The sequence below is a fragment of the Mesorhizobium sp. PAMC28654 genome (assembly GCF_020616515.1).
Classification (GTDB): Bacteria; Pseudomonadota; Alphaproteobacteria; order Rhizobiales; family Rhizobiaceae; genus Mesorhizobium.
In genome coordinates this window covers 1,624,243-1,650,149 of the sequence record NZ_CP085135.1, presented here as the reverse complement: position 1 = coordinate 1,650,149, position 25,907 = coordinate 1,624,243, and the positions used below count along the sequence as shown (strand labels likewise).

At 62.5% G+C, this 25,907-nt stretch carries 18 protein-coding genes and 2 pseudogenes; 11 read left to right on the top strand and 9 right to left on the bottom strand.

Annotated features, from left to right (window positions below; translation table 11 throughout):
• Window positions 1-9: 9 nt before the first annotated feature.
• Genes LGH82_RS08455 through LGH82_RS08445 form a run of 3 tightly spaced genes read left to right on the top strand, consistent with a single transcriptional unit; the run spans window position 10 to window position 2,143 of the window.
• Window positions 10-1,023 (top strand): fumarylacetoacetate hydrolase family protein, encoded by a 1,014-nt coding sequence (locus tag LGH82_RS08455; protein ID WP_227348079.1) that lies wholly within the window; start codon window positions 10-12, stop codon window positions 1,021-1,023.
• Window positions 1,024-1,032: 9 nt separating this feature from the next.
• Entirely contained in the window at window positions 1,033-1,578 is a 546-nt protein-coding gene (locus LGH82_RS08450) for a hypothetical protein (RefSeq protein ID WP_227348078.1), read from the top strand.
• A gap of 28 nt (window positions 1,579-1,606) precedes the next feature.
• Window positions 1,607-2,143 (top strand): DinB family protein, encoded by a 537-nt coding sequence (locus LGH82_RS08445; RefSeq protein WP_227348077.1) that lies wholly within the window; start codon window positions 1,607-1,609, stop codon window positions 2,141-2,143.
• 53 nt (window positions 2,144-2,196) lie between these two features.
• Here LGH82_RS08445 and hppD read toward each other — a convergent pair whose 3' ends face one another.
• A complete protein-coding gene (gene hppD / locus LGH82_RS08440; RefSeq protein ID WP_227348076.1) occupies window positions 2,197-3,309 on the bottom strand; it encodes a 4-hydroxyphenylpyruvate dioxygenase in 1,113 nt (370 codons plus the stop codon).
• A 140-nt stretch (window positions 3,310-3,449) separates the two neighbouring features.
• Here hppD and LGH82_RS08435 point away from each other — a divergent pair, with 140 nt between their 5' ends.
• On the top strand, window positions 3,450-3,917 hold the full coding sequence (locus LGH82_RS08435; RefSeq protein WP_227348075.1) for an Lrp/AsnC family transcriptional regulator: 468 nt from the start codon (window positions 3,450-3,452) through the stop codon (window positions 3,915-3,917).
• Here the strand turns inward: LGH82_RS08435 and LGH82_RS08430 are convergent.
• From LGH82_RS08430 to aztA, 6 genes and pseudogenes are all read right to left on the bottom strand, one after another.
• Window positions 3,914-4,252: a TIGR01244 family sulfur transferase gene (locus LGH82_RS08430; RefSeq protein WP_227348074.1), complete on the bottom strand. Its 339-nt coding sequence runs from the start codon at window positions 4,250-4,252 to the stop codon at window positions 3,914-3,916. The two genes, LGH82_RS08435 and LGH82_RS08430, sit on opposite strands and share 4 nt — an antisense overlap.
• 67 nt (window positions 4,253-4,319) lie before the next feature.
• Window positions 4,320-4,757 (bottom strand): DUF6691 family protein, encoded by a 438-nt coding sequence (locus LGH82_RS08425; protein ID WP_227348073.1) that lies wholly within the window; start codon window positions 4,755-4,757, stop codon window positions 4,320-4,322.
• A gap of 4 nt (window positions 4,758-4,761) precedes the next feature.
• Window positions 4,762-5,183, bottom strand: a pseudogene (locus LGH82_RS08420) (YeeE/YedE family protein).
• Window positions 5,184-5,339: 156 nt separating this feature from the next.
• Entirely contained in the window at window positions 5,340-6,281 is a 942-nt protein-coding gene (aztC, locus tag LGH82_RS08415; RefSeq protein ID WP_227348072.1) for a zinc ABC transporter substrate-binding protein AztC, read from the bottom strand.
• A 32-nt stretch (window positions 6,282-6,313) separates the two neighbouring features.
• Window positions 6,314-7,189 (bottom strand): zinc ABC transporter permease AztB, encoded by an 876-nt coding sequence (gene aztB / locus LGH82_RS08410; RefSeq protein ID WP_227349521.1) that lies wholly within the window; start codon window positions 7,187-7,189, stop codon window positions 6,314-6,316.
• Window positions 7,189-7,998, bottom strand: coding sequence for a zinc ABC transporter ATP-binding protein AztA (aztA, locus tag LGH82_RS08405; RefSeq protein ID WP_227348071.1), 810 nt, complete (start codon window positions 7,996-7,998; stop codon window positions 7,189-7,191). Before aztA ends, aztB begins: the two co-directional genes overlap by 1 nt.
• A 218-nt stretch (window positions 7,999-8,216) precedes the next feature.
• Between aztA and LGH82_RS08400 the strand changes: the two genes are divergently transcribed.
• Window positions 8,217-8,561 carry a RidA family protein gene (locus LGH82_RS08400; protein WP_227348070.1) on the top strand — a complete coding sequence of 115 codons (345 nt, stop codon included), beginning with the start codon at window positions 8,217-8,219 and terminating at the stop codon, window positions 8,559-8,561.
• 108 nt (window positions 8,562-8,669) lie between these two features.
• Here LGH82_RS08400 and hutC read toward each other — a convergent pair whose 3' ends face one another.
• Window positions 8,670-9,410: a histidine utilization repressor gene (gene hutC, locus LGH82_RS08395; protein WP_227348069.1), complete on the bottom strand. Its 741-nt coding sequence runs from the start codon at window positions 9,408-9,410 to the stop codon at window positions 8,670-8,672.
• Complete coding sequence (locus LGH82_RS08390; protein ID WP_227348068.1) at window positions 9,407-10,759, bottom strand: formimidoylglutamate deiminase; 1,353 nt, start codon at window positions 10,757-10,759, stop codon at window positions 9,407-9,409. Before LGH82_RS08390 ends, hutC begins: the two co-directional genes overlap by 4 nt.
• A 99-nt stretch (window positions 10,760-10,858) precedes the next feature.
• On the opposite strand from LGH82_RS08390, the gene hutI reads away from it, so the two are divergent.
• The 6 genes and pseudogenes from hutI to LGH82_RS08360 all read left to right on the top strand — a co-directional run bounded on the left by hutI (window position 10,859) and on the right by LGH82_RS08360 (window position 25,601).
• Window positions 10,859-12,094, top strand: a complete 1,236-nt coding sequence (gene hutI / locus LGH82_RS08385) for an imidazolonepropionase (protein WP_227348067.1) — start codon at window positions 10,859-10,861, stop codon at window positions 12,092-12,094.
• On the top strand, window positions 12,091-13,632 hold the full coding sequence (gene hutH / locus LGH82_RS08380; protein ID WP_227348066.1) for a histidine ammonia-lyase: 1,542 nt from the start codon (window positions 12,091-12,093) through the stop codon (window positions 13,630-13,632). Before hutI ends, hutH begins: the two co-directional genes overlap by 4 nt.
• Entirely contained in the window at window positions 13,632-14,450 is an 819-nt protein-coding gene (gene hutG / locus LGH82_RS08375) for an N-formylglutamate deformylase (RefSeq protein ID WP_227348065.1), read from the top strand. The genes hutH and hutG overlap by 1 nt, the downstream gene beginning before the upstream one ends.
• Before the next feature lie 27 nt (window positions 14,451-14,477).
• A complete protein-coding gene (gene hutU, locus LGH82_RS08370) occupies window positions 14,478-16,148 on the top strand; it encodes a urocanate hydratase (RefSeq protein WP_227348064.1) in 1,671 nt (556 codons plus the stop codon).
• Between the two features lie 4 nt (window positions 16,149-16,152).
• Complete coding sequence (locus LGH82_RS08365) at window positions 16,153-16,740, top strand: HutD family protein (RefSeq protein ID WP_227348063.1); 588 nt, start codon at window positions 16,153-16,155, stop codon at window positions 16,738-16,740.
• A gap of 268 nt (window positions 16,741-17,008) precedes the next feature.
• Window positions 17,009-25,601: pseudogene (locus LGH82_RS08360) on the top strand (GH36-type glycosyl hydrolase domain-containing protein).
• Window positions 25,602-25,907: the final 306 nt, after the last annotated feature.

Here is a 25,907-nt window from a genome sequence, read left to right as displayed (position 1 = left end):
GGAGGACGCATGAAGCTTGCCACATTGAAGGACGGGACGCGTGATGGAAAACTCGTCGTCGTCTCACGCGACCTGACGCAGTACACCGATGCCTCGTTCCTGGCGCGTACGCTGCAGGCGGCACTCGATGACTGGCGACGCATCGCGCCGCATCTCGCGACAATAGCGGAATCGCTGGAAAACAATGCGATGCCGTCGGCGCGCTTTCACGAACACGATGCCCATTCGCCGCTGCCGCGCGCCTATCAATGGGCCGACGGGTCGGCCTATGTGAACCATGTCGAACTGGTGCGGAAAGCGCGCGGCGTCGAGATGCCGGCGAGCTTCTGGACCGATCCGCTGATCTATCAGGGCGGTTCGGACTCCTTCATTGCACCGCGCGATCCGATCCGCATGGCCGACGAAGCCTTCGGCATGGACATGGAAGCCGAAGTGACCGTTATCGTTGATGACGTGCCTATGGGGGCCAGCCTCGATGACGCCCGCGCCGCGATCCGGCTGGTCATGCTGGTCAACGATGTGACGCTGCGTGCGCTCACTGGTTCGGAACTCGCCAAGGGTTTTGGCTTCTTCCAGTCGAAACCGTCCTCCGCCTTTTCGCCGGTGGCGGTGACGCCGGACGAGTTGGGCGACGCCTGGGATGGCGGCAAGGTCAGCCTGCCGCTGCTTGCCGATCTCAACGGAAAACCGTTCGGCCGCGCCAATGCCGGCGTCGACATGACCTTCGATTTTCCGGCGCTCATCGTCCATGCCGCCAGGACAAGGCCGTTGGCCGCCGGCACCATCATCGGCTCAGGGACAGTATCCAACAAGCTGGACGGTGGCCCGGGCAAGCCGGTCTCGGCAGGCGGCGCCGGTTATTCCTGCATCGCCGAACTGCGCATGATCGAGACCATCGAGAGTGGCGAACCGAAAACGCCGTTCCTGCGCTTCGGCGACACCGTGCGCATCGAGATGAAGGACAAGGCCGGGCATTCGATCTTCGGCGCCATCGAGCAGACGGTCGAAAGATACGTCAAATAGGGGCGGTCGTTGGCTGATCCGGAGGATGAATCCGCGCAAACATATGTGGCGACGACCGCTTTCCTGAACATTGTGTGCGCCGTTTTTATCCCCGCCGGGTTGTTTTTCGCGCATGCCGCGGTTCGGACCAGGCAACTCGCCTTCATTGCTTTTACCGTCCTGTCGGTGGCGTGCTTTCTTTCTCTTGTTCGTGGTTTCCTTCGCGCCCGCCGCTATCGGCTCGCGGTGTTCGTCGCCGCCAGCTTTTTAGCCATGGTCGCGATCAGTTGGCTCTGTATCTGGCCGGATGTCGCGAGTGGATGGATAGAACGGCCGGTTCTTGACCTGTTGAAGTCGATATGGATTTTCGAGGGGAAGCACCACAGTCGCGGCCTCGACAAGCTTCTCACCTACGTCTTCATGGCTTGCATCGCCATTTCGTATCTGTTGCTTTTCTTGCCGATCATGCTTGCAGGCGCTGCAAGTCAATATTGGTCACAAAGCAGGGGCGCCTTCGCGGCGCGTATGAAGGAAGCTGGCAAGGCGTCGATGCAGAGGCTACGCATTCTCCGTTGAGCCAGATCGTACCAATGGCAGCGCTTACATGAACCTATTGGGTCATCTTCGCCGCATGGCCGGCAACAATCTCTGGTCGAATGACAGGCTTTATCGCGCTGTGCTGTCGCTCCAGCCCGGTGAATTCTCAGCCGAACGAACCAGCTTCTTCCCGTCGATCAAGGCGACGCTCAACCACATTCTGGCGGTGGATCTCCTCTATCTCGATTTTATCGAGGAGGGAGGCATCGGGGCTGCGGCCTTTGACGACTTTGTGCCTATCGACGAGCCGCACGCGTTGTTTGCTGCTCAAGCCGCGGCCGACCGGCGGCTGATCGCCTTCTGTGACGGTCTCTCTCAGGAGGATCTCGATCGTGGCGTCATTACCGATCGGCGTGAGGACGGCATGATCCCCGAACGCATCGGCGATATCCTCGCCCATGTCTTCCTGCATGACATCCATCATCGCGGTCAGGTACACGCGATGCTGTGCGGCACGTCGGTCAAGCCGCCGCAACTCGACGAGTTCCTGCTCGATTGCGATCTGAAGCTGAGGGAGAAAGAGGTCGAGCGGTTGGGGCTATGAATGCGATTTCGCGCAAGACTCAAGAGTCATGCGCAATCCGCTCGACCTGAATTTTATTCCGCCGCCTGAACCTTGATCACACCGCGCTTGATCTGATCCTGCTCGATCGACTCGAACAGGGCGCGGAAATTGCCTTCGCCAAAGCCTTCGTCGCCCTTGCGCTGGATGAACTCGAAGAAGATCGGGCCGATCACGGTTTTCGAGAAAATCTGCAGCAGGATCTTGGTCATGCCGCCGTCGACCACACCCTCGCCGTCGATCAGGATGCCGTGCTTCTTCATCCGCTCGATCGGCTCGTCATGGCCGTTCACCCGGGCATAGGACATGTCGTAGTAGGTCTCGGGCGGACCAGGCATGAATTTCAACCCGTTTTCGGCCAGTCTGTCGGTGGCGGCGTAGATTTCGTCCGTGCCGACGGCGATGTGCTGGATGCCTTCGCCATTGTATTTCTTCAGATACTCGGCGATCTGGCTGGTCTCGTCCTTGGACTCGTTCAAGGGAATGCGGATCTTGCCGCAAGGCGAGGTGATGGCGCGGCTGACCAGTCCGGTGATCTTGCCGTCGATGTCGAAGAAATGGATCTGCTTGAAGCCGAACAGGTTGCGGTAGAAATCCCACCATTTGTCCATCTGGCCGCGATAGACATTGTGGGTGAGGTGGTCGAGAAAATAGAAGCCGACGCCTTGCGGCCGCGGGTCGCGCGCGCCCAGCCATTCGAATTCGGCATCGTAGGCCGAGCCCTTCTTGCCGTATGTTTCGATGAAATAGAGCAGCGAACCGCCGATGCCGACGATCGCCGGCACATCGAGCGCCTTGTCGGTGCCTTCGTACGGCGTCGCGCCCTTGGAAACAGCGTGGTCGAAAGCGTGCTTGGCATCGACCACCCGCCAGGCCATCGAGGCCGCACACGGTCCGTGCTTGTCGACGAACTTTATCGCATGTGAGCCGGGCTCGGCATTGACGACATAGTTGATGTCGCCCTGGCGCCAGACGGTGATATTCTTCATGCGATGCTTGGCCACCGCGACATAGCCCATCCGGGTGAACAGCTCAGCCAGCTTTTCCGGCTCCGGATGCGCGAATTCGACGAACTCGAAACCGTCGGTGCCGGCCGGGTTGTCTTTGCTGATCTTCGTAGGCGGGGCGTCGTGCGGGAAGGGACCCATGGCTTTCCTCCAAAACATGAGGTGGCCGCAGCGGACCACACATGGCGCAATCATAGCGCGGACCGGCTGCATGGTGCTTGCATTCAAACGCTTGAAATGATCAAGCTATGCGCGAATTGTGCATGCAGAGCGAGAAATCCATGGATGAGACGCGCATTGATCAGTTTGACCGCAAGATAATGTCTCTTCTGCAGGGCGATGCGCGGCTCACCAACAACGACTTGTCAGAGCGGGTGAACCTGTCGGCGTCGCAATGCTCACGCCGCCGCCAGCGGCTGGAGGAGGACGGCTATATCAAGGGTTATCGGGCAGTTCTCGACCGCGACAAGCTCGGCTTTTCGTTGGTCAACGTCATCTCGGTAACCTTGGCCACTCACAACCGCGATAACGCACGTCGCTTCGGCGAACTGGTGGCGCGGCTCCCCGAGGTACAGGAAGCGCACGCGCTGACCGGCGAGATGGATTACATCTTGAAGGTGGTGACGCCCGATCTCAAATCATTGTCGGAATTCGTCAATGGCGTGCTCCTGCCGCACGAATCCGTGCAGCATGTGAAGACGGCGATCGTGCTGGAGACGCTGAAGGAAACCGGCGCGCTGCCGATCTAACCCTTAGATTGCTGTATCGCCACGAACAGGTTGGTGCAACGCGCGCCGGAGCGGCAATAGGCGAACACCGGGCCGTCGAGTTCGTCCAGCGCCTCGGCCTGATCCTCGACATTCTCCGCCGTCATCTGACCACTGATCACGGGGATGTAGCGGAAGGCGAGGCCCGCGGTTTCGACCGCCTTCTTGACGGTATCGGCGGAAGGCTGGCCGGGTTGCTCATCGTCAGGCCGGTTGCAGATGACGCTCTTGAAGCCGGCGGCCTTGATGGCTGCGACGTCTTCCGGCTGGATCTGGCCCGAGACCGAATAGTCCTCACTGATCTCACGATATTCCATGGCGGTGTCCTCGCAATCTGATTTGGCTGGAGTCTTGCCACTCCCTGACGCGCCCGGCAACTAATTCCTATGCCGCAGCTGGCTGAGCAAGCCGTGCCCGGGCAAAGCGAGCCACGACTATGCCGGCGATGACCGCCGCGACGAAGACCGGTGTTGCCGAATAGCCGAGGCCAAGCGCGGGAATTGCAGCGCCAGGACAGAAGCCGGCGATCCCCCAGCCGATGCCGAAGACGGCAGTGCCGCCGATCAGCTCTTTGTCTATGGTGCGCTTCGTCGGCAGCGCGAAGGCGCTCTCGAACACTGGAGTCTTGCGCCGGCCGAACACCAGGCGGTAGCCGGTGAAGGCGACGACAAGTCCGCCGCCCATGACGAAGATCAGGCTCGGATCCCAGTTTCCCGCGATATCGAAAAAATTGAGTACCTTCGCCGGATTGATCATGCCGGAAACGGCGATGCCTAGGCCAAAGACGCCGCCGATCAGAAAGGCCGAGACGAGCTTGTTCATGGCCTCAGCCTCCGATCACGTGACGGACGACAAAGACGGTTACGAAGGCTGTGATCATGAAAGTCGCGACGGCGACGATCGATCGCGGTGACAGCCGCGCAATGCCGCAAATACCGTGCCCGCTCGGGCAGCCGCCGCCGAAATGCACGCCGATACCGACCAGGAAACCACCGCCGACAAGCGCGAGTGTTGGCACCGGAAGCTGAATTCCATGGACTTTCCGGCAAGCAGTATCAGCAAAGGCGCGACGATCGCTCCAGCGAGAAAGGCGACCCGCCACCGCCATTCCGTCGAAAGCGGTGGGATGACGCCGGTCAGGATGCCGGTCATTCCGGCAATCCGACCATGCAACGCCATCAGAAGCACCGCCGACAGGCCGATGAGGGCGCCGCCAAGTAGCGACTGAAAAGGCGTGAAGTCAGTCATGGCGATGCCGGCTTTCGAACAGCGGTCGATCCGCATCTCCTGCGCGGTTCAAAACCATAGCGCACATAGACATTTCCGGCGAAGAGTCCAACCCAGGCTGCCCAGGGTTGAAGCGGAAAGGCGGAGTCCGGCCCCGCCTTTCCGTTGGCGCTGGTCTCAGCTGCCGAGGATCGCGCCTTTGATCTGGGTGATGTTGTTGTGCATCATGTCGATATACGTCGAGGCGGGGCCGTCGGGCTGCGACAGCGCATCCGAATATAGCGTGCCGCCCACCTTGATGCCGGTTTCACTGGCGATCTGTTCGATCAGGCGGGGATTGGTGATGTTCTCGACGAAGATCGCGGCCGCCTTGTCCTGTTTCACCTGGGTGACGAGTTTGGCAACGTCGGCGGCTGATGGTTCGGAGTCCGTCGACACACCTTGCGGAGCAAGGAAGGTGAGGCCGTACTCGTGCTCGAAATAGCCGAACGCGTCATGCGAGGTGATGACCACGCGCTTGGCTTCCGGGATGGAGGCAATTGCCGCCTTCACTTCGCCTTCGACCGCGTCGAGCTTCTTCGAGTAGGCGGCGGCATTGGTCTGGTAGCTGACGCACCCATCTGAATCGGCCGAGCAGAAGGCATCGGCGATGTTTTTCACATAGACCTTGGCGTTGGCGATCGACTGGAAGGCATGCGGGTCAGTGACCGCCTTGCCGCCACCCGCGTCGGCGCCTTCCGCCGCATCGGCGTCGGCGAATTCCGGTTTGAAATTGATCGGCGTCACCCCGTTGGTCAGGGTTACGATCGAGGCCTTGGTGGCGCTGGCGTCGACCAAGCGCTGCAGGAAGCCTTCGAAATGCAGCCCGTTGACCAGCACCACATCCGCTCCGGCCATCGCCACCGCGTCAGCCGGGCTCGGCTCGTAGACATGGGCATCGCCATCCGGCCCGACGATGGTGGTCACCTTGATCCGGTCGCCGCCGACATTCCTGGCGAAGTCGGCGATGACAGTGAAGCTGGCGACCACTTTCAGGGGAGCTGCAAACGCAGACGATGCGCCAATGGCGGTTAATGTTATAACACTCATCGCCAAGGCGGCGCGGATCGGTTTCAGCATGGGCGGGTCTCCTTGTAGAGCGACAGTGGGTGTCAGGCCGTTCTGTGACGGTGATGGATGATGCGGGCGCGCAGGATGCCGCGCGTACCGAACAGGATCGAGGCAAAATAGACGACGCCCGCGGATAGGATGATCGCCGGGCCGGAGGGCAACGACGCGTGATAGGACAGGAGCAGTCCGGCAATGCAGGACGCAAAGCCGATCAGAACCGCCAGCACGCACATAGGCTCGACGCGGGTGGTCCAGAAGCGTGCGGCCGCGGCGGGCAACATCATCAGCCCGACCGACAGCAAAGTTCCAAGCGCCTGGAAGCCGCCGACGAGGTTGAGCACGACGAGACCGAGGAAAATGAAATGCACCGGACTGCCAAGCCGGCTGACCGAGCGCAGGAACAGCGGGTCGAGACATTCGGCGACCAACGCCCGCCAGAAGATGCCAAGACTGACCAGCGTGACCACGACGATGCCGCCGATCAGCACCAGCGCTTCATTGTTGAGTGCCAGCACCGTGCCGAAGAGGACATGCATCAGATCGACGCTGGAGCCGCGGATCGACACCATGAGCACGCCGATGGCCAGGGAAATCAGATAGAAGGCCGCCATAGAGGCGTCCTCGCGCTGGATGGTGAAGCGGGAGACGGCACCCGCGCCGAGCGCCACGATGACGCCGGCGATCAGGCCGCCGATGGTCATCGGCAGGATTTCCAGCCCGTAGAACAGGAAGCCGGCGGCGGCACCCGGCAGAATGGCATGCGCCATCGCATCGCCCGACAGGCTCATGCGCCTCAGCATCAGGAAAACGCCGATCGGGCAAGCGCCCAGCGACAGCATCAGCGAACCGAAAAGCGCCCGCTGCATGAAGCCGAAATCGGCGAAGGGGGCGATGAAAAGACCGTACAGGCTGTCCATCATGCCGCTCTCGGGCCGGAGCCGTGATCATGGTCATGCCCGTGATCATGCGGGTGGTCGTGATCGTGATCATGGCCAGCGGGCTCGCACCAGGGCGCGTTTTCTTCCCAGGCTTCATGAAAGCGGCGGGCGCGCAGCAGGTTTTCCGGCCGTAGTGTTTCCCGCGTTTCACCCCAGGCAACCGGCTGGCGAGCCAGCAGCAGCGTCTCGGGAAAATTCTCTCGCACCAATTCCAGGTCGTGAACGACGACCATGATGGTGCGTTCCTCGCCATGCCAGCGCTTGATCAGGGCGATCAGGTCGCCAACCGTCTTGGCATCGACCGCGTTGAACGGCTCGTCGAGCAGAATGAGATCGGCGTCCTGCAACAGCACACGGGCAAACAGCGTGCGCTGCAACTGGCCGCCCGACAGCGTGTCGATCGGGCGCGTTTCAAAGCCGCCAAGGCCGACGGCCATCAGCGCCTTGCTGACGGAATCGCGATCCTCGGCCGTATAGCGGCCGAGCAATCCGCGCTTCGGCCATAGGCCAAGCGAAACCAGGTCGACGACGCGAGCGGGAAAGGAACGATCGAGTTCGGATTGCTGCGGCAGATAGGCGGCGCGCACGCCGGGCGCCCGTGTCACCTCACCGGCCATCGGCTTCAGAACGCCGACGATCCCCTTCATCAAGGTCGACTTGCCGGACCCGTTGGCGCCGACGACGGCGGTCAACGAACCCTTGCGGATTGTGCCATCAAGATGATGAATCGCCGGATGGCTGTTGTAGCCGAGTGTCAGGTCGCGGAAGGTCAGGCAGGTGTTTGTCATTCCGCGATCCGTGAGGGAAGGGTGGCTACCGGCAGTGGTCGGCTGGATATGTGATGTTATTACATTAGTCAACAAGCCAATCGGGCGGAATTGCGGCACCATGGTCAATTTGCCGTGTGCCTTTGTGGCCCGTGGCTCAAGGGGTTTCCCTCCGTCGGTCTTGCCCGAAACGAACCGCGCCCCTAAAGAGGCGCACCGACACAAGAAGGAAACATTCAATGAGCATTCGTCGCATCGATGTTGGCCCGCGCATGAGCCAGATCGTCATCCACGGCAACACCGTCTATCTGGCCGGCCAGGTCGGAACGCCCGGCGCAAGCGTTGGCGAACAGACCAAGTCGATCCTGGCATCCATCGACGAATTGCTGGCCAAGGCTGGCACCGACAAGACCAAGATCCTGCAGGCGATCATCTGGCTGGCCGACATGACCACGTTCGCCGAGATGAACAAGGAATGGGACAAGTGGGTGCCGCAGGGCAACACACCGGCCCGCGCTACCGGTGAGGCCAAGCTTGCCGGCCCGGAATACACCGTCGAGATCATCATCACCGCGGCGATCTGAGCCAGCGCGTTCAAGCGCCACGCCTTTCGGGCGTGCCGCACCTGTTGTTCTTGACTACGCTGAAGCCCCGAAAGCCGGTCCCGGTTTTCGGGGCTTTCGTTTGGGTGGCTAGCTCTGTGACGGCGTGAACCGGGCCACCAGCGTGTGGCTCCCGGCCGCATAGGTAAAGCGGACATGGGTGACAGGATGGTCCGCGCTCCATGTGCGACGTTCCACCACCAGGCAGGGCGCGCCGGCCTCGATGTCCAGTGCGGCCGCAATCCGCTTGTCGGCGGCGTCGGCCCGGATGCGATGTTCGGCGGCGCTCCACGGCACGCAGCCGATCAGCCACGGGCCGGGAGCGATGTCGATAAACTCCTCGTCTCCGGCTTCTGGGACGGCAGCCAGATTGATCAGCCGCTGTTCGTGGGCGAAAGGCCTCTTGCCGGCAAAATGCCGGCATTCAAGCGCCAGCACCGGTCCTGCGGCGTCCAGTTCCAGCAACTCGCGATCCTCGGCATTGCTGCGTCGCTTCTGTCGCGCCAGGCGCTCATAGCGATAGGGCAAGCCGAGCGCTTCGACCTCCATCTTGATGTCGTGAATCTCGAGGACCGCGGCTTGCGATTGCGGCCGCCGCACAAAACTTCCGGAGCGGCGGCGGCGCTCGATCAAGCCGGCCTTGGCCAGTTGCGAGAGCGCCTTGTTCACGGTCATGCGCGAGCAATTATATTGCTCGGTCAGTTCGTGCTCGAACGGAATGCGGTGGCCGGGCGCCCACGCGCCGGACAGAATCTTCTCGCTGATGTCGGACAGGATGCGCTGGTGCAGCGAGCCGCCGCCTTCCGCATCGACTGTACCGGCTGTGCTCATGCTGATAGCGCCATCATCACATTGCGAAAGCGTTCGGCGATGGCTTCACGTTTCGCATGCCTACCGCCGCTGACCTGTTTTCTGCCATGCACCCAGACGCAGTCGATCTTGCTGCCATTGGCGAAGATCCAGGCGTCGAGGATCGCATCACCGCGCTTACCAGCAACCGAGGGATGGTCGGCGTCGAGCGAGACGACATCGGCAGGGGCGCCAACAGCGATCCGTGAAGCGCCGGCGCCGAGAGCCGTGCTGCCGCCGTCGAGCGCGGCATCGAACAGGGCGCGCCCGTTCGAGCCGCCGGCCACTGCCAGCACGTTGCGAGCGCGATGGGCCAGGCGCTGCGAATATTCAAGCTGGCGCAACTCATCGGGCAACCCGATCAGTACATTTGAATCCGAGCCGACGCCGAAACGGCCGCCATTTTGCATGAAGAGCGGCGCGGCGAATGTGCCGTCGCCGAGATTGGCCTCGGTGATCGGGCAGAGGCCGGCAACGGCGCCGCTCTTGGCCATGCCGATCGTTTCGGCTTCGGTCATGTGTGTGGCGTGGATCAGGCACCAGCGCTGGTCGACCTTGGCATGGCCAAGCAGAAACTCGACCGGCCGTGCGCCTGACCAGGTAAGGCAATCGTCGACTTCTTTCATTTGTTCGGCGACGTGGATATGGATTGGCCCATCGGGCGCCATCGCCTCTACCAGGGTGAGTTCTTCCGGCGTCGCGGCGCGCAGGCTGTGTGGGGCGACACCAACGACTGCTTGATTCAAACTGCGAACGGATTCGCGGCTTTTCTCAACAATGCGCGTGAACCGATTCACATCATTGATGAATCGGCGCTGGCCTTCATTCGGGGCAGCGCCACCGAAAGACGAATGCGCATAGAAGACCGGCAGCAGCGTCAGGCCGATGCCGGTATCCCCAGCCGCCGCGGCGATGCGCTCGGCCATTTCGGCGATGTTGGCATAAGGTTTTCCGTCGCGGTCGTGATGCAGGTAGTGGAACTCGCCGACGCGCGAAAACCCGGCTTCCAGCATCTCGACATAGAGTTGCGCCGCGACCGCTTCGACCTGATCCGGTGTCATCGACAGCGCGAAGCGGTACATCACCTCGCGCCAGCTCCAGAAACTGTCTGCGGAGGGGCCGCGAAGCTCGGCAAGGCCAGCCATGCCGCGCTGGAAAGCGTGGCTGTGCAGGTTTGGCATGCCGGGCAGGAGGATCGCGTGACGCTCATCGCCGGGCAGGGCGCCGGCCGCGGTTTCGACCGCGGTGATGCGGTCGCCGGTGAACGCGATCCGCACATCGGCATGCCAGCCGTCGGGCAGGAGGGCCTGTTCCGCAAAGATCGATGTCACGTTTTTCTCCCCGATTCCCTGTTTAACATGCGATGATGGACTTGCAGTGCGTTTCAATATGTATATACATAATCGCGACCGATTGAAACGGAAAAGATCATGGCTGGAGAGAGCAAAAGTCGGGCAGGAGAGGTTCGCCTCTGGCGCAATGCGCGCCTGGTAACCATGGCCGAAAGCACGCCCGGACCAGGCGTCGTCGAAAAGGGCGCGATCGCCGTGCGCGATGGGCTGATCGTCTATGCTGGCGCTGAAACCGATATGCCATCAGTGCTCAGTCAGGGTGTGGAGACGGTCGATTGCGAGGGCCGCTGGATCACGCCCGGCCTGATCGACTGCCACACTCATCTCGTTCATGCCGGCAACCGTGCCAACGAATTCGAGATGCGGCTGGCCGGCGCCACCTATGAGGAAGTCGCACGGGCCGGTGGTGGCATCGTCTCGTCGGTGAAGGCGCTACGCTCTGCCAGCGAAGATGAACTGGTCATCCAGTCGTTGCCCCGCCTCGATGCGTTGATGGCAGAGGGCGTCACCACCGTTGAGATCAAGTCTGGCTACGGCCTCGATCTGGAAAACGAGAAGAAATCGCTTCGTGCCGCGCGCCGGCTGGGCGAGCAACGTCCGGTTACGGTCTGCACGACCTTTCTTGGCGCCCATGCGCTGCCGCCTGAAGCAAAGGGCGACAAGGATGCTTTCATCGACCTGATCGCGAATACGATTCTGCCGGCCGTCGCCGCCGAAGGATTGGCCGATGCGGTCGACGGTTTTTGTGAAGGCATCGCCTTTTCGCCTGAGCAGATGGCTGTTGTGTTCGACGCCGCGAAAGCGGGGGGCCTGCCCGTCAAGCTTCATGCCGACCAATTGTCCAACCTGCATGGCGCCGAACTCGCCGCCCGCTATGGGGCGCTGTCGGCTGATCATCTCGAATACACCGATGAGGCGGGTGCCGTGGCGATGGCCAAGGCCGGAACCGTGGCGACGATCCTGCCCGGCGCTTTTTACTTTATTCGCGAGACGAAAAAGCCGCCGATCAGCCTGTTCCGCCAGCACGGTGTCAAGATGGCTGTCGCGACCGACAACAATCCCGGCACCTCGCCGCTGACCTCGCTGCTTCTGACCATGAACATGGCGGCGACGCTGTTTGGCCTCACCGTCGACGAATGCCTTGCGGGCGTCACCCGCGAAGCCGCCCGCGCGCTGGGCCTGCTTGGACAAACCGGTACGCTCGAAGTCGGAAAATTGGCCGATCTGGCGATCTGGAATATCGAGCGCCCGGCCGAACTCGTTTACCGCATGGGCTTCAACCCCCTGCATGCCCGCATCTGGAGAGGACAATGACCGAACTGACTCTGAAGCCCGGTAACGCCACGCTGGCCGACTGGCGCGCAATCTATCGCGGCGCCGTGCCGAAACTGGACGATGCCTGCCGGCCAAGGATCAAGGCGAGCGCCGAGGCTGTCGCGAGGATCGTCGCCAAGGGCGAGCCCGTCTATGGCATCAACACCGGCTTCGGCAAGCTGGCCAGCGTCCGCATCCCCGCCGAGGATCTGGAAACCCTGCAGCGCAACATCGTGCTGTCGCATGCCGCCGGCGTCGGCGAGCCGATGCCGGTTGCCATCGCTCGCCTGATGATGGCGCTGAAGCTTGCCAGCCTGGCGCAGGGCGCCTCCGGTGTAAGGCCGCAAACGATCGAATTGCTCGAAGCGATGCTGGCCAATGACGTCATCCCGGTCGTCCCGGCGCAAGGCTCCGTCGGTGCCTCCGGCGACCTTGCCCCGCTGTCGCATATGACGGCGGTGATGATCGGCGTCGGCGAATGCTTTACCCCGCACGGCCGCGTGCCGGCCAAGGTCGCCTTTGTCTCGCACGGGCTGGAACCGGTGATATTGGGCGCCAAGGAAGGCCTGGCGCTGCTCAATGGAACGCAGTTCTCGACGGCCTATGCGCTCGCTGCTTTGTTCGAGGCCGAAGTGCTTTACCATTCGGCGCTCGTCGCCGGCGCCTTGTCGACCGACGCGGCAAAAGGCTCCGACGCCCCCTTCGATCCGCGCATCCATGTGCTGAGAAAGCATCGCGGCCAGATCGAGACGGCGGACGCACTGCGCAGTCTGATGGCCGGCAGCGCCATCCGCGAATCGCACCGGGTTGGCGACGAGCGCGTGCAGGATCCCTATTGCCTGCGCTGCCAGCCGCAGGTCATGGGCGCGGCACTCACCGTCCTGCGTCAGGCAGCGGACACGCTGGGCACCGAGGCCAATGGCGTCACCGACAATCCGCTGATCTTCGCCGAGGACGACACCGCCCTTTCCGGCGGCAATTTCCACGCCGAGCCGGTGGCCTTCGCCGCCGACATGATCGCGCTCGCGGTCTGCGAGATCGGCTCGCTCTCGGAACGTCGCATCGCCATGCTGGTCGATCCGGCGCTGTCGGGCATGCCGGCCTTCCTGACGCCCAAGCCCGGTCTGAACTCTGGCTTCATGATCCCGCAGGTGACGGCGGCGGCACTCGTCTCGGAGAACAAGCAGAAGGCCTATCCGGCCAGCGTCGATTCGATCCCGACCTCCGCCAACCAGGAAGACCATGTGTCGATGGCCGCGCACGGCGCGCGCCGCCTGATCGGCATGGTCGAGAACGCGACAGCCGTCATCGGCATCGAATTGCTGGCGGCCGCGCAAGGCTGCGATTTTCATCTGCCTCTGGCTTCGAGCGCAGCGCTTGAAGCGGTGCGCAAGCTGGTCAGGGCAGAAGTGCCGCACCTCGACAATGACCGACATTTCCATCCCGACATGGAAAAGGCCATCGCCATGGTCCGCAGCGGCGCAGCCGTGAAGGCGGCCGGTGCGGTCGCGTTGCCATCGATTTCGGGAGCTGCGTGATGACAAGCACGCCCTGGCTTACGGTGACCCGCGGTACGGCACCTTTGCTGGTGTCGATCCCGCACACCGGCATCGATCTCGCTGGGCTTGAGAATCGGCTGGTGTCGCCGTGGCTGGGCCGTCGCGACTGCGACTGGTGGATCGACCAGCTCTATGATTTCGCCGGCGGCCTTGGCGCGACCGTCGTACACACAGCGATCTCGCGCACCGTCATCGACGTCAACCGCGACCCATCGGGCGCCTCGCTCTATCCGGGCCAGGCGACGACCGGGCTGTGCCCGACCGAGACCTTCGATGGCGATCCGCTCTACCGTGAAGGCGAGGAACCGGGTCCGTCGGAGGTCGACGAACGCCGCGAAAAATTCTTCATGCCTTATCATGCGGCCCTGCAGGCCGAGATCGACAGGCTACGGGCGCTGCATCCGACGATTGTAGTCTACGACTGCCACTCGATCCGCTCGGTGCTGCCGCGCCTGTTCGACGGCACGCTGCCGGTCTTCAATCTCGGCACCAATGACGGCAAGAGCGCCGATCCTGTCCTGCAGGCAACGGTCGGCCAGATCATGGCCGAGACCGGCGAAACCTTTGTCGTCAACGGCCGCTTCAAGGGCGGCTGGATCACGCGCCATTTCGGCCAGCCGCAAAACGGCGTGCACGCGCTGCAGATGGAGCTGTCCAATCGCGGCTATATGCGCGAGCCGGAAGGCAAGGGCGCGCCCGACAATTGGCCGGTGCCGTATGACGCCGAGTTTGCCGCGCCGATCCGCGCCACGCTCGAGAAAATTCTGAAAACCGCGATTGCCTGGGCACAAGGCTGAAGTCCTTTTCTTTCTGGAGATGTCCGCATGAACAATCCTCGCCACAACATCCGTGAAGTCCGCAGCCCGCGTGGCACGGAAATCAGTGCGCGCTCCTGGCAGACGGAAGCGCCATTGCGCATGCTGATGAACAATCTCGATCCGGACGTCGCCGAAAATCCCAATGAACTGGTCGTCTATGGCGGCATCGGCCGGGCGGCGCGCACCTGGAACGACTTTGATCGTATCGTCGCTTCCTTGAGGACGCTTGCCGATGACGAGACGCTGCTGGTGCAGTCCGGCAAGCCGGTCGGCGTGTTTCGCACTCATGCCGATGCGCCGCGTGTGCTCATTGCCAATTCAAATCTGGTTCCGCATTGGGCGACCTGGGATAAATTCAACGAGCTCGATAAGAAGGGCCTGATGATGTACGGCCAGATGACGGCCGGCTCATGGATCTACATCGGTACGCAAGGCATCGTGCAGGGCACCTACGAGACCTTCGTCGAGGCTGGCCGGCAGCATTATGGCGGCAATCTCAAGGGCAAGTGGATCCTGACCGGCGGTCTCGGCGGCATGGGCGGCGCGCAGCCGCTGGCGGCCGTGATGGCCGGCGCCTGCTGCCTTGCGATCGAATGCAATCCCGATTCGATCGATTTCCGCCTGCGCACCCGCTATGTCGACGAGCGCGCCGACACGCTCGACGAGGCGATGGCGATGATCGAGCGCTGGACCAAGGCCGGCGAAGCGAAGTCGGTCGGCCTGCTTGGCAATGCGGCCGAGATCGTCCCGGAAATGTTCAGGCGCGGCATCCGCCCCGATATGGTCACCGACCAGACCTCGGCCCATGACCCCATAAACGGCTATCTGCCGAAGGGCTGGACAATGGCTGAGTGGCGCGAGAAGCGCGTCAGCGACCCCAAGTCGGTCGAGAAGGCGGCACGCGCTTCCATGCGCGAACATGTCGAGGCGATGGTGGCATTCTGGAATGCCGGCGTGCCGACACTCGACTACGGCAACAACATCCGCCAGGTGGCCAAGGAAGAAGGCTTCGAGAATGCCTTCGCCTTCCCGGGCTTCGTGCCGGCCTATATCCGTCCGCTGTTCTGCCGCGGCATCGGACCGTTCCGCTGGGCAGCACTGTCCGGCGATCCGGAAGACATCTACAAGACCGACGCCAAGGTGCGTGAACTGACGCCGGGCAACACCCATCTGCACAACTGGCTCGACATGGCGCGTGAGCGGATCGCTTTCCAGGGCCTGCCGGCGCGCATCTGCTGGGTCGGGCTCGGCGATCGCCACCGGCTTGGCCTCGCCTTCAACGAAATGGTCGCCAAGGGCGAGCTCAAGGCGCCAGTGGTTATCGGCCGCGATCACCTCGATTCCGGCTCGGTCGCGTCGCCGAACCGCGAGACGGAGTCCATGAAAGACGGATCGGATGCTGTGTCCGACTGGCCACTGCTCAACGCGCTGCTCAACACGGCGTCCGGCGCCACCTGGGTGTCGCTGCATCATGGCGGCGGCGTCGGCATGGGATTCTCGCAGCATGCCGGCATGGTCATCGTCGCGGACGGTACTCCCGAAGCGGCCAAGCGCCTGGAACGCGTGCTCTGGAACGATCCGGCGACCGGCGTCATGCGCCATGCCGATGCCGGCTACGACGTCGCCATCGAGTGCGCCAGGGAGCACCAGCTCAACCTGCCGGGCATTCTGGGCTGAGGCCATGCATATCCTGCGGGCAGCCGAATACCGATCGATGCCGTGGAAGAACGGCGGTGGCGTGACGACGGAAATCGTCGTCTCGCCCGCTGCCGCAGGACTGGATGATTTCGACTGGCGCATCTCCATGGCGCGTGTCGAGAACGGCGGTCCGTTCTCGCAATTCGCCGGCATTGATCGCACTTTGGCGGTTCTGGAAGGGGAGGGCATCTCCCTCGACATAGCCGGCCGGTCACCCGTCGCGGTGACCAGGGCGGCAGCGCCGCTCTCTTTTCCCGCCGATGCGCCGACAGCGGCGGCGCTGATTGCTGGTCCAATCACGGACCTCAACGTCATGACAAGGCGCAGCCGCATGACCCATGCGGTCGAGCGTCTGGTGATTTCGGCTCCGCACGAAATCCAAGCCGACGCCGATACGACCGTCATCCTGAGCCTTGATGGGGAAATCAAGGTGGCCGGCATGTCGCCCGCCCACCTTGGAGCGCTCGACACCCTTTTGGTCGAGCGAAATGCTGGAAAAATGCTCATCGAGCCGGCCGGAATCTCGACGCTGTTCGTGATCCGCATCGATCGTGTCGCGGGCAACAATTAACGTCTGTTTCTAAACATGATCGTGACGCCGGCGAAATATGGCGTAAGCTCGTCGCGGCATCACGAAAAAGCCTGAATCCTCTTCGTCGATCAAACCCGGACGGGAGCGAGGGGCGCTCGTCTGGAGGTTGTCGAAAGATAACGCCCTGTCGTGGTGCGGACACAAACTTTCGGCCAAGTGTTGCGATGCAACCAATTGCATTTGAATCGGTTTTAAGGACATTGCCGTGGCGGTGACGCCGCTGAGTGTCCGCCATACGGAATTTTCAATGAATATTCAGACAAACCCTGCCCAAATCGACAAGACAAGCGCAAGCTTCCCGGCCATAACCGAGGAGCCGATACGCTCCAATTATCTGCCTGAAGACCGCTTGCGCGCGCTGGGCGAAAGCCTCGCCAGCGGCGACCTCAAGGATCTGTTCGGCCTGACGCCGTTCGATTTTCAGGCCCGCACCCGCGACAGCGCCAAGAAAATCCTCGAAGTCTACCGCTCGACCAATGCGGCGCAGGCCAAGGGTGAGACGATCACTCCGGCGGCGCAATGGCTGCTGGACAACAATTATCTGGTCGAAGAGACCATTTTCCAGATCAAGCGCGATCTGCCGCGCCGTTTCTACCGCCAGTTGCCGACGCTGAAACTGCCAGACGGGGCTGCCGTGCCGCGCGCGCTGGCGCTAGCCTGGACCTATGTGGCGCATTCGGACAGTTCCGTTTCGGCAAACATGTTCAAGGCGATCGTCGAGGGTTTTCAGTCAGTCGAACCGCTGAAGATCGGCGAACTCTGGGCGCTGCCTTCACTGCTGCGCTTCGTCCTGATCGAAAATCTTCGCCGTCTGGCCGTCAGGGTCAATCGCACCCGGCAGATGCGCCAGATCGCCAATGATGTCGCCGATCGCGTTTTGGCGACAGACGACAGCGCTGACCGGCAGGCGATCCTGTCGAGTTACGGCGCTCATGCGCAGGATACCACCTTCGCCACCCAGTTGCTCTACCGCTTGCGCGATGGATCGCAGAACGCCGGCAAGGCGCTGGAATGGCTGGAAGGGGAGCTCGAGAAAACTGGCTCCGACGCCGAGGAAATTATCATCGGCGAGCATCACACGCTGTCCAGCGGCAATGTGACCACCGGCAACATCATCCGCGGCCTGCGCCTCATCACGATGTCGACTGGACGGTGTGGTTCGAAGGCGTCAGCCGCATCGACACGCTTCTGCGGGAACGTACCGATTTCGCCGCGCTCGACTTCTTCTCGCGCGACCAGTATCGGACCGCGATCGAGGAACTGGCGCGCCGCTCCGACCTCTCCGAATTCCGCGTCGCGGAGAAGGCTATCGAACTCGCCGGCCACTTGTCCGCCGGCGCCGAAGTCGATCCGGCCAAGTCCCTCACCGAAGTCGATCCGGCCAAGTCCCTCACCGATGTCGGCTTCTTCCTCGTCGGCCCGCGTCGGCAGGAACTGGAAAAGGCTATCGGCTATCGGCAGACCGTCAGCCAGATCGTCAACCGGACCTTCCGCAAGACCGGATGGCTGGGCATCGTGCTGCCGGTCTTTGCGCTGACGGTCCTGCTTCTCGTCCTAGCCGGCAACGCGCTTGCCCATCTCGGTCTCTCGGTACCTTCCATCGTCGTGATGCTGGCCCTGTTTGCCGTGCCGGCCAGTGAAGGCGCGCTCGCCTTCTTCAACACCGTCGTGCTGCTGTTCCTGAAGCCAACGCGACTGGTCGGCTATGACTACAAGCATGGCGTGCCGGCGGAGGCACGCACGCTGGTGGTGGTGCCGTCGCTTATCGGCTCACGCGATGACGTCGAGGAAAATATCCGCAACATCGAAGTGCATCACCTCGCCAATCTGGCGGGCGAGATTCACTTCGCCTTGCTGTCCGACTGGCCCGACAGCAAGACCGAAATCGATGCCGGGGATATGGAAATCCTCGAATACGCTCGCGCCGAGATCGCCCGGCTGAACGCCCGCTATCCTGTCGAAACCGGAGCACCCCGCTTTTATCTGTTGCACCGGCACCGGCTGTATAACGCCGCCCAGGGCGCATGGATGGGCTGGGAGCGCAAGCGTGGCAAGCTGCATGAACTGAACCTGATGCTGCGCGGCGACAGCGACACCACCTTCCTGCCGCTGGATGTGCCCTTGCCGGAAAACGTCGTCCACGTGATGACACTCGACGCCGACACGCGCACCACGCGTGACGCGGTCGCCACACTGGTCGGCAAGCTTTGTCATCCGCTCAACCGGCCGCATTTCGATGCGGCAAAGCACGTGGTCACGGCCGGCTACGCGATCCTGCAGCCGCGCATCACCGCGTCGCTGACATCAGGCGATGATGCGTCGTTCTTCCAGCGGGTTTTCTCCGCCAATCGCGGCCTGGATCCTTATGTGTTCGCGGTGTCCGATCTCTACCAGGACGTCTTCGGCGACGGGTCCTTCACCGGCAAGGGCCTCTATCATGTCGACGCCTTCGAAGCCGCCCTGCAGGGCCGCATCGAGGAAAACACCATTCTCAGCCACGATCTGCTCGAGGGTGCTCTGGCGCGTTCGGCCCTGGTCACGGACGTCGAATTGGTCGAGGACTATCCGACCCGTTATTCCGTCGACGCGTCGCGTCACCATCGCTGGGCGCGGGGCGACTGGCAGCTTCTCGGCTTCATCCTCGACCCACGCTCAGGTGTGCCGGCACTGTCGCGCTGGAAAATGGTCGATAATCTGCGCCGCTCGCTGACGCCGATCTTCTGGGTGATGGCGGCCATCGCCGGTTGGACGCTGCTCCCCTTCACGCAAGCGGCACAATGGCAGGCCCTGCTCATCCTCACGCTGTTCATGGCGCCCACTTTCGACATCGTCAACTCGATCCTGCCGAAGAGCGGCGACCAGACGCCACGTGGCCATTTCTCGGCACTGGCTCGCGACGTTGCCTTCGGGACGGCCATGGTGGCGCTGAAGATCGTTCTCATGGCGCATCTGGCGTGGATGATGGGCGACGCGATCATCCGCACATTCTACCGGCTGTTCGTCAGCCGGCAGAACCTGCTGGAATGGCGTACCGCCTCGCAGGCGCACAAGAACGGTGACAACGATCTCGGCTCCTACTACGGCATGATGTATGGCGCGGTGATCATCGGTTTTGTCGGCCTTGCCATACCGGTTCTGGCCGATTCCACCGGGGCGTTCGTCGCCTTCTTCTTCGCCCTGTTCTGGATCGGTTCGCCGGCCGTCGCCGCCTGGATCAGCCGTTCGGCTGAAACCGAGGACCGTTTGCGTATCTCGGCGGCCGACATCCATGCGCTGCGCACCGTTGCGCGGCGCACCTGGCATTATTTCGAAACCTTCGTCACGGCCGAGCATCACAATCTGCCGCCAGACAATTTCCAGGAGAGCCCGGCGCCCGTTGTCGCGCCGCGCACCTCGCCGACCAACGTCGGCGTGTATCTTCTGTCCGTTGTTTCAGCGCGTGATTTCGGCTGGATCAGCCTGTCCGACGCCATCACCCGCATCGACGCCACAATGTCGACCATCGAGAGCATGCCGCGCAGCCGCGGCCACCTCTTCAACTGGTACGACACGACGACGCTAAAGCCGCTCTATCCCCTCTATATTTCAGCTGTCGACAGCGGCAATCTTGCCGGCCATCTGGTTGCGGTCGCCGCCGCCTGCGCGGAATGGGCGGAAGCGCCCTCCGTCCATCTTCAGGGCGATTTCGAGGGCATCCTCGACACGGTGACGATCCTCTCCGAGAGCCTCGACGACCTGCCTGATGACCGCCGCCAGTTGCGACCGTTGCGTCAGCGCCTGACGGACCGTCTCGACGGTATGCGGCGCGCGGTCGAGACGATCAAGGCGCAGCCAGAAATGGCGTCGATTCGCACCATCAACCTGGCCGTTCTGGCCGGCGAGATCCGCAAGCTGGCGACCGCCATCGACACCGAGGCCGCATCGGCGCGCAGCGATGTCATCGCCGATTGGGCGGCCAGGCTGGAAGCGACCTGCGAGGCGCATGTCTCCGACTCACATAGCGATGACAATGCCGTCGAAGCGTTGCGTGCCAAGCTGTTGAAGTTGCGCGAACGCACGCGCCGCTTTGCCTTCGAGATGGAGTTCGCCTTCCTGATGCGGCCGGAGCGCAAGCTGCTGTCGATCGGCTACCGGGTCGAGGAACATCAACTCGACGAGAGCTGCTACGATCTGCTCGCCTCCGAGGCGCGGCTGACCAGCCTGTTCGCCATCGCCAAGGGCGACCTGCCGACCGAGCACTGGTTCCGGCTTGGGCGGCCGATCGTCGAGATCGGCTTCCAGGGCGCGCTGATGTCCTGGTCCGGCTCGATGTTCGAGTACCTGATGCCGCCGCTGGTGATGAAGGAGCCGCAAGGCAGTATCCTCAATCAGACCAGCAAGCTGATCATCAAGCGACAGATCCAGTACGGCCGCCAGAAGAACGTGCCGTGGGGCATTTCTGAAGCGGCTTACAACGCCCGCGACCGTGAACTGACCTACCAGTACACCAACTTCGGCGTTCCCGGGCTTGGCCTGAAGCGCGGCCTTGGCCAGAACACGGTGATTGCCCCTTACGCCACGGTGCTAGCGGCGCAGTTCAACCCGCGCGAAGCCGTCCAGAATCTGGCCCGGTTGCGCGAAATCGGCGCGCTTGGCCGTCATGGCTATTACGACGCGGTCGACTTCACGCCGCAGCGCGTGCCCGAGGGCACCGACCATGCCGTGGTGCTGAACTACTATGCGCACCATTCGGGCATGTCGATCGCCGCCGTCGCCGATGCTATTTTCGAAGGGCGCTTGCGCGACCGCTTCCACAGCGATCCGGTCATCGAATCCGCCGAATTGCTGCTGCAGGAAAGGGCGCCGCGCGACATTCCGACGGCGACGGTGAGGACCGAGGCCGATGAACGGGCCAAGGACGAGACCGAGGTGGAAAGCCCGGACACGCGCATCGTGATCAATCCCTTGCAGGCGCTGCGGTCGACCAGCGTGATGTCCAATGGCCGCTATTCGGTCATGGTGACGGCGACAGGTTCGGGCTACAGCCGCTGGGGCGAGCTTTCCATCACCCGCTGGCAGCCGGATCCGACGGAAGACCGGCTTGGCTCCTACATCTTCCTGCGCGACGCGGGCACCGGAGACTGGTGGTCGGCCACAGCCGAACCGAAGCGCGCGCCCGAGGAAAAGTCGCAGACCTTGTTCTCCGACGACAAGGCGAGCTTTGTCAAATCGGTGGGCACGCTGCGCTCCGAGGTCGAATGCATCGTCATCTCCGAAGGCAATGGCGAGGGCCGCCGAGTGACCCTTTACAACGAGGGCAACACCGATCGGCATATTGAAGTGACATCCTTCGCCGAACTGGTGCTCGGCTCGGATGCCTCGGACAATGCGCATCCTGCTTTCTCGAAGATGTTCGTGGAAACGGAAATTGCTCCAAATAACGGCGCGATCTTTGCCACGCGGCGCAAGCGGGAGACGAGTGAACCGGACATCACAATGGTGCACTTCGTCACCGATCCGTCCGGACCAGCGCGCGACGCCGAGGCGGAAACCGACCGGCGCGCCTTCATCGGGCGTGGCCGCACCATCGTCGATGCGGCGGCTTTTGACCCTGGCGCGAAGCTTGGTGGTCATTCCGGCTTCACGCTGGATCCGATCGTCTCGCTGCGCCGCCAGGTGCGTGTGCCCGCGAACAAGAAGATATCGCTGACGTTCTGGACCGCCGTCGGCGCGAACCGCGCCGAACTGGAGCAGGCCATCGCCCGGCTTGATCATCAGGAAAGTTTCGCCCGCCAGGCGATGCTCGCCTGGACGCGTAGCCAGGTGCAGACCCGTCATCTGGGGTTGAGCCTGACCGATGCCGCCAACGTGCAGAAGCTGGCGCGCTACCTGGTCTATCCCGATCCGTTCCTGCGCCTTCCGGCAGAATCCATCGCCTCCGGGCTTGGTAAGCAATCAAGCCTGTGGCCGACCAGTATTTCCGGTGATTTTCCGATCTTCCTGGTCAGGATCGGCGACGTTGCCGATCTGGAAATCGTCGCCCAGGCGCTGCGCTTCCAGGAGTATATGCGTGCCCGTGGCATGATGATCGATTTCGTCGTCGTCAACGAGCAGGCGTCCTCCTATGTCCAGGACCTGCAGCGGGCGGTCGAGACGCTTTGCGAAAATAGCCGCCTGCGCGGCAAGGAACTTGGGCCGCGCCAGCACATCTTCGCGGTGCGCCGCGACCTGATGGACGAGACGACCTACAAGACCTTGCTCGCTGTGGCCCGGGTGGTGCTGCATACGCGCAACGGCACCATCTTCGACCAGATCGAGAGGGCCGAGGCCGCTGCTCTACAGGCGCGTGATGCTCAGCAGCCTGTCGGATCGGCGACCGCTCGCGAAGCGTCATTGCCGGTGCCGATGGCTCCGGCAATGGGTACTCATGCCTTGGTGGACAGCCGTGCGGACGGCAGCGGGCTGAGCAACTGGAATGTTTTGGCGGCTTCGACAGCGATGGGCGGCATTATGTCGTGCGACTTGCCGGCCGGCGCACGACGCCGCAGCCATGGATCAATGTCGTCTCCAACGCGTCCTTCGGCTTCCATACGTCGGCTGAAGGCGCTGCCTTCACCTGGAGCCGCAACAGCCGCGATTACCAGCTGACGCCGTGGTCGAACGACCCGGTCACCAATCGGCCGGGCGAGGGGGTCTACATCTACGATCAAGCCAGTGGCAAGGCGTTCTCGCCGCTCGCCACCGTCGTGCGCGATCCGACGATGACTTACGAAGCCTGGCATGGGCAGGGTTTTTCAACCTTCCGCTCCAGGCGTGGGCCGTTGTCGATGGATCTCACCCATGTCGTGGATCCGGAGGATCCGGTGAAGATCTCCCGGCTGCGCATCCAGAATGGCGGCTCGGTGCCGGTGCGGTTGCGCGTCTACGCCTATGCCGAATGGGTGCTTGGTGGCCATCGCTCGCGCACGGCCGCAACCATCGTTTCGTCCAGGGACGCCGCCACCGGCGCCTTGCTGGCACAAAATCCCTATGGCCTCGATTTCAGCGAGCGCGTGGCCTTCCTTGCCGGGGACACCGATCCGCAGTCGGTGACGGCCGATCGAAGTGAATTCCTCGGCCGGCATGGCACAAGCGAATTCCCGCATGCCGTCCTCAGCGGCAGCGCCCTGTCGGGCCACATCGAAGCCGGTGACGATCCTTGCGCGGCAATGGCCCGTGACATCGAAGTGCCCGCCGGCGGCGATGTGACCATGCTCTGGCTGCTCGGCGATGCGGGCTCCGTCGAGGAAGCCAGCGCGCTGGTGCGGACCCATCGCGTCAAGGATTTCGATCAGCGGTTGGCCGACAACGAGCGCGAGTGGCGCGGTTTTCTCGACACCATCCAGGTCGAGACGCCCGACAAGGCGCTCGATGCCATGGTCAACCACTGGCTGCCGTACCAGAGCCTTGCCTGCCGCATCCGTGCCCGTTCCGCCTTCTACCAGGCGAGCGGTGCCTTCGGCTTCCGCGATCAACTGCAGGACACGCTTGCCCTGCTTGCCCATGATCCGAACCTTGCCCGCGAGCAGATCCTCAACGCGGCGCGCAGGCAGTTCCCCGAAGGCGACGTGCAGCATTGGTGGTTGCCGCGCACCGGAGCGGGTGTTCGAACGATGATCTCGGATGACGTTGTATGGCTCGCCCATGCCACGGCCCGCTACCTGCTGGTGACAGGCGATACCGCGATCCTCAAGGAGCAGTTGCCTTTCATCGATGGTCAGGCCCTTGCCGAGGGCGAGCATGACGCTTTCTTCACGCCTGAGCCGTTGAAGAAGACCGCCTCGCTTTACGAGCACTGCGCGCGTGCGCTCGACCTGGCGGTCAAGCGCAGCAGTCCCGCGGGCTTGCCGTTGATCCTGGGTGGCGACTGGAACGACGGCATGAACCGGGTCGGCGAGCACGGCAAAGGCGAGAGCGTCTGGCTCGGCTGGTTCCTGCTGAAGACGCTGGGCGACTTTTCCGCCGTGGCCAAGACCGAAGGCGACGCCAAGCACGCTCAGGCCTGGACGAAGCATGCCGAGATGTTGAAGCGCGCCCTGGAAACCACCGCGTGGGATGGCGAGTGGTACCGTCGTGGCAGCTTCGACGATGGCACCCCGCTTGGTTCGCACAGTTCCGATGAGTGCAAGATCGACTCCATTGCCCAGTCCTGGAGCGTGCTCTCGGGCGATGGCGATCCGGCGCGATCCAGGACCGCAATGGACCAGGCCACAAAAATGCTGGTCGATGACAAGCTCCAGATCGTCAAGTTGTTCACGCCGCCTTTCTCGAAGACCGACAAGGACCCCGGCTACATCAAGAGCTATCCGCCGGGTGTCCGCGAAAACGGCGGCCAGTACACCCATGCAGCGACGTGGTTCGTCATTGCCCTGGCCGAAATGGGCCGCACCGACGATGCCTATCGCTGTTTCTCGATGCTCAACCCGGTCAACCATGCCCTCGATGAGGCGGCGGCCGAGCACTATCGTGTCGAACCCTATGTCGTCGCTGCCGACATCTACTCCGGGGAAGGCAGGGGAGGCCGTGGCGGCTGGACCTGGTATACCGGCTCGGCGGGCTGGCTCTACCGCGCCGCGGTCGAGAGCATCCTTGGTATCGAGAGGCGGGGAAAGCGTATCCAGTTCCAGCCACGTCTCCCCAGCCATTGGGATGGCTATACGGCAACGATCAAGATGTTGGGCGCCGAACTCAAGGTTCGTGTCATCCGCGACAACAAGGCCAAGGCTGTCTCGCTTGAAGTAAACGGTTCCAAAACCAAGGGATCATCTTTCGAGCCCAAGGCTGGTGACAACACCGAGGTGGTTGTCAGGATTCCCGCCTAGAAAACGGCGGGGAATTTGGGAGCGCTAGCGCAACGGCTCGAAGATCGTGATCGATTTTCGAGCCGTTCGTTTAGATTCAATGGCTTAGCCTGTCCCCCACAGGCTTGATGATGCGCGGCTTCCGGGCAAAGGTTCACCTTCCCAATACATTCGTGATCTTGTTTCGGCAGAGTAATCGCGGTTTTGGGAGCTTCTCGGGAACCTTCATTGATTAAAATTGTGGCAGCACTATCTGATTGCCATGATTTTGCCGCACCGCTGACATTTCACCTTTTATCTCAGACCGTTAGCTGATCACGGCAGATT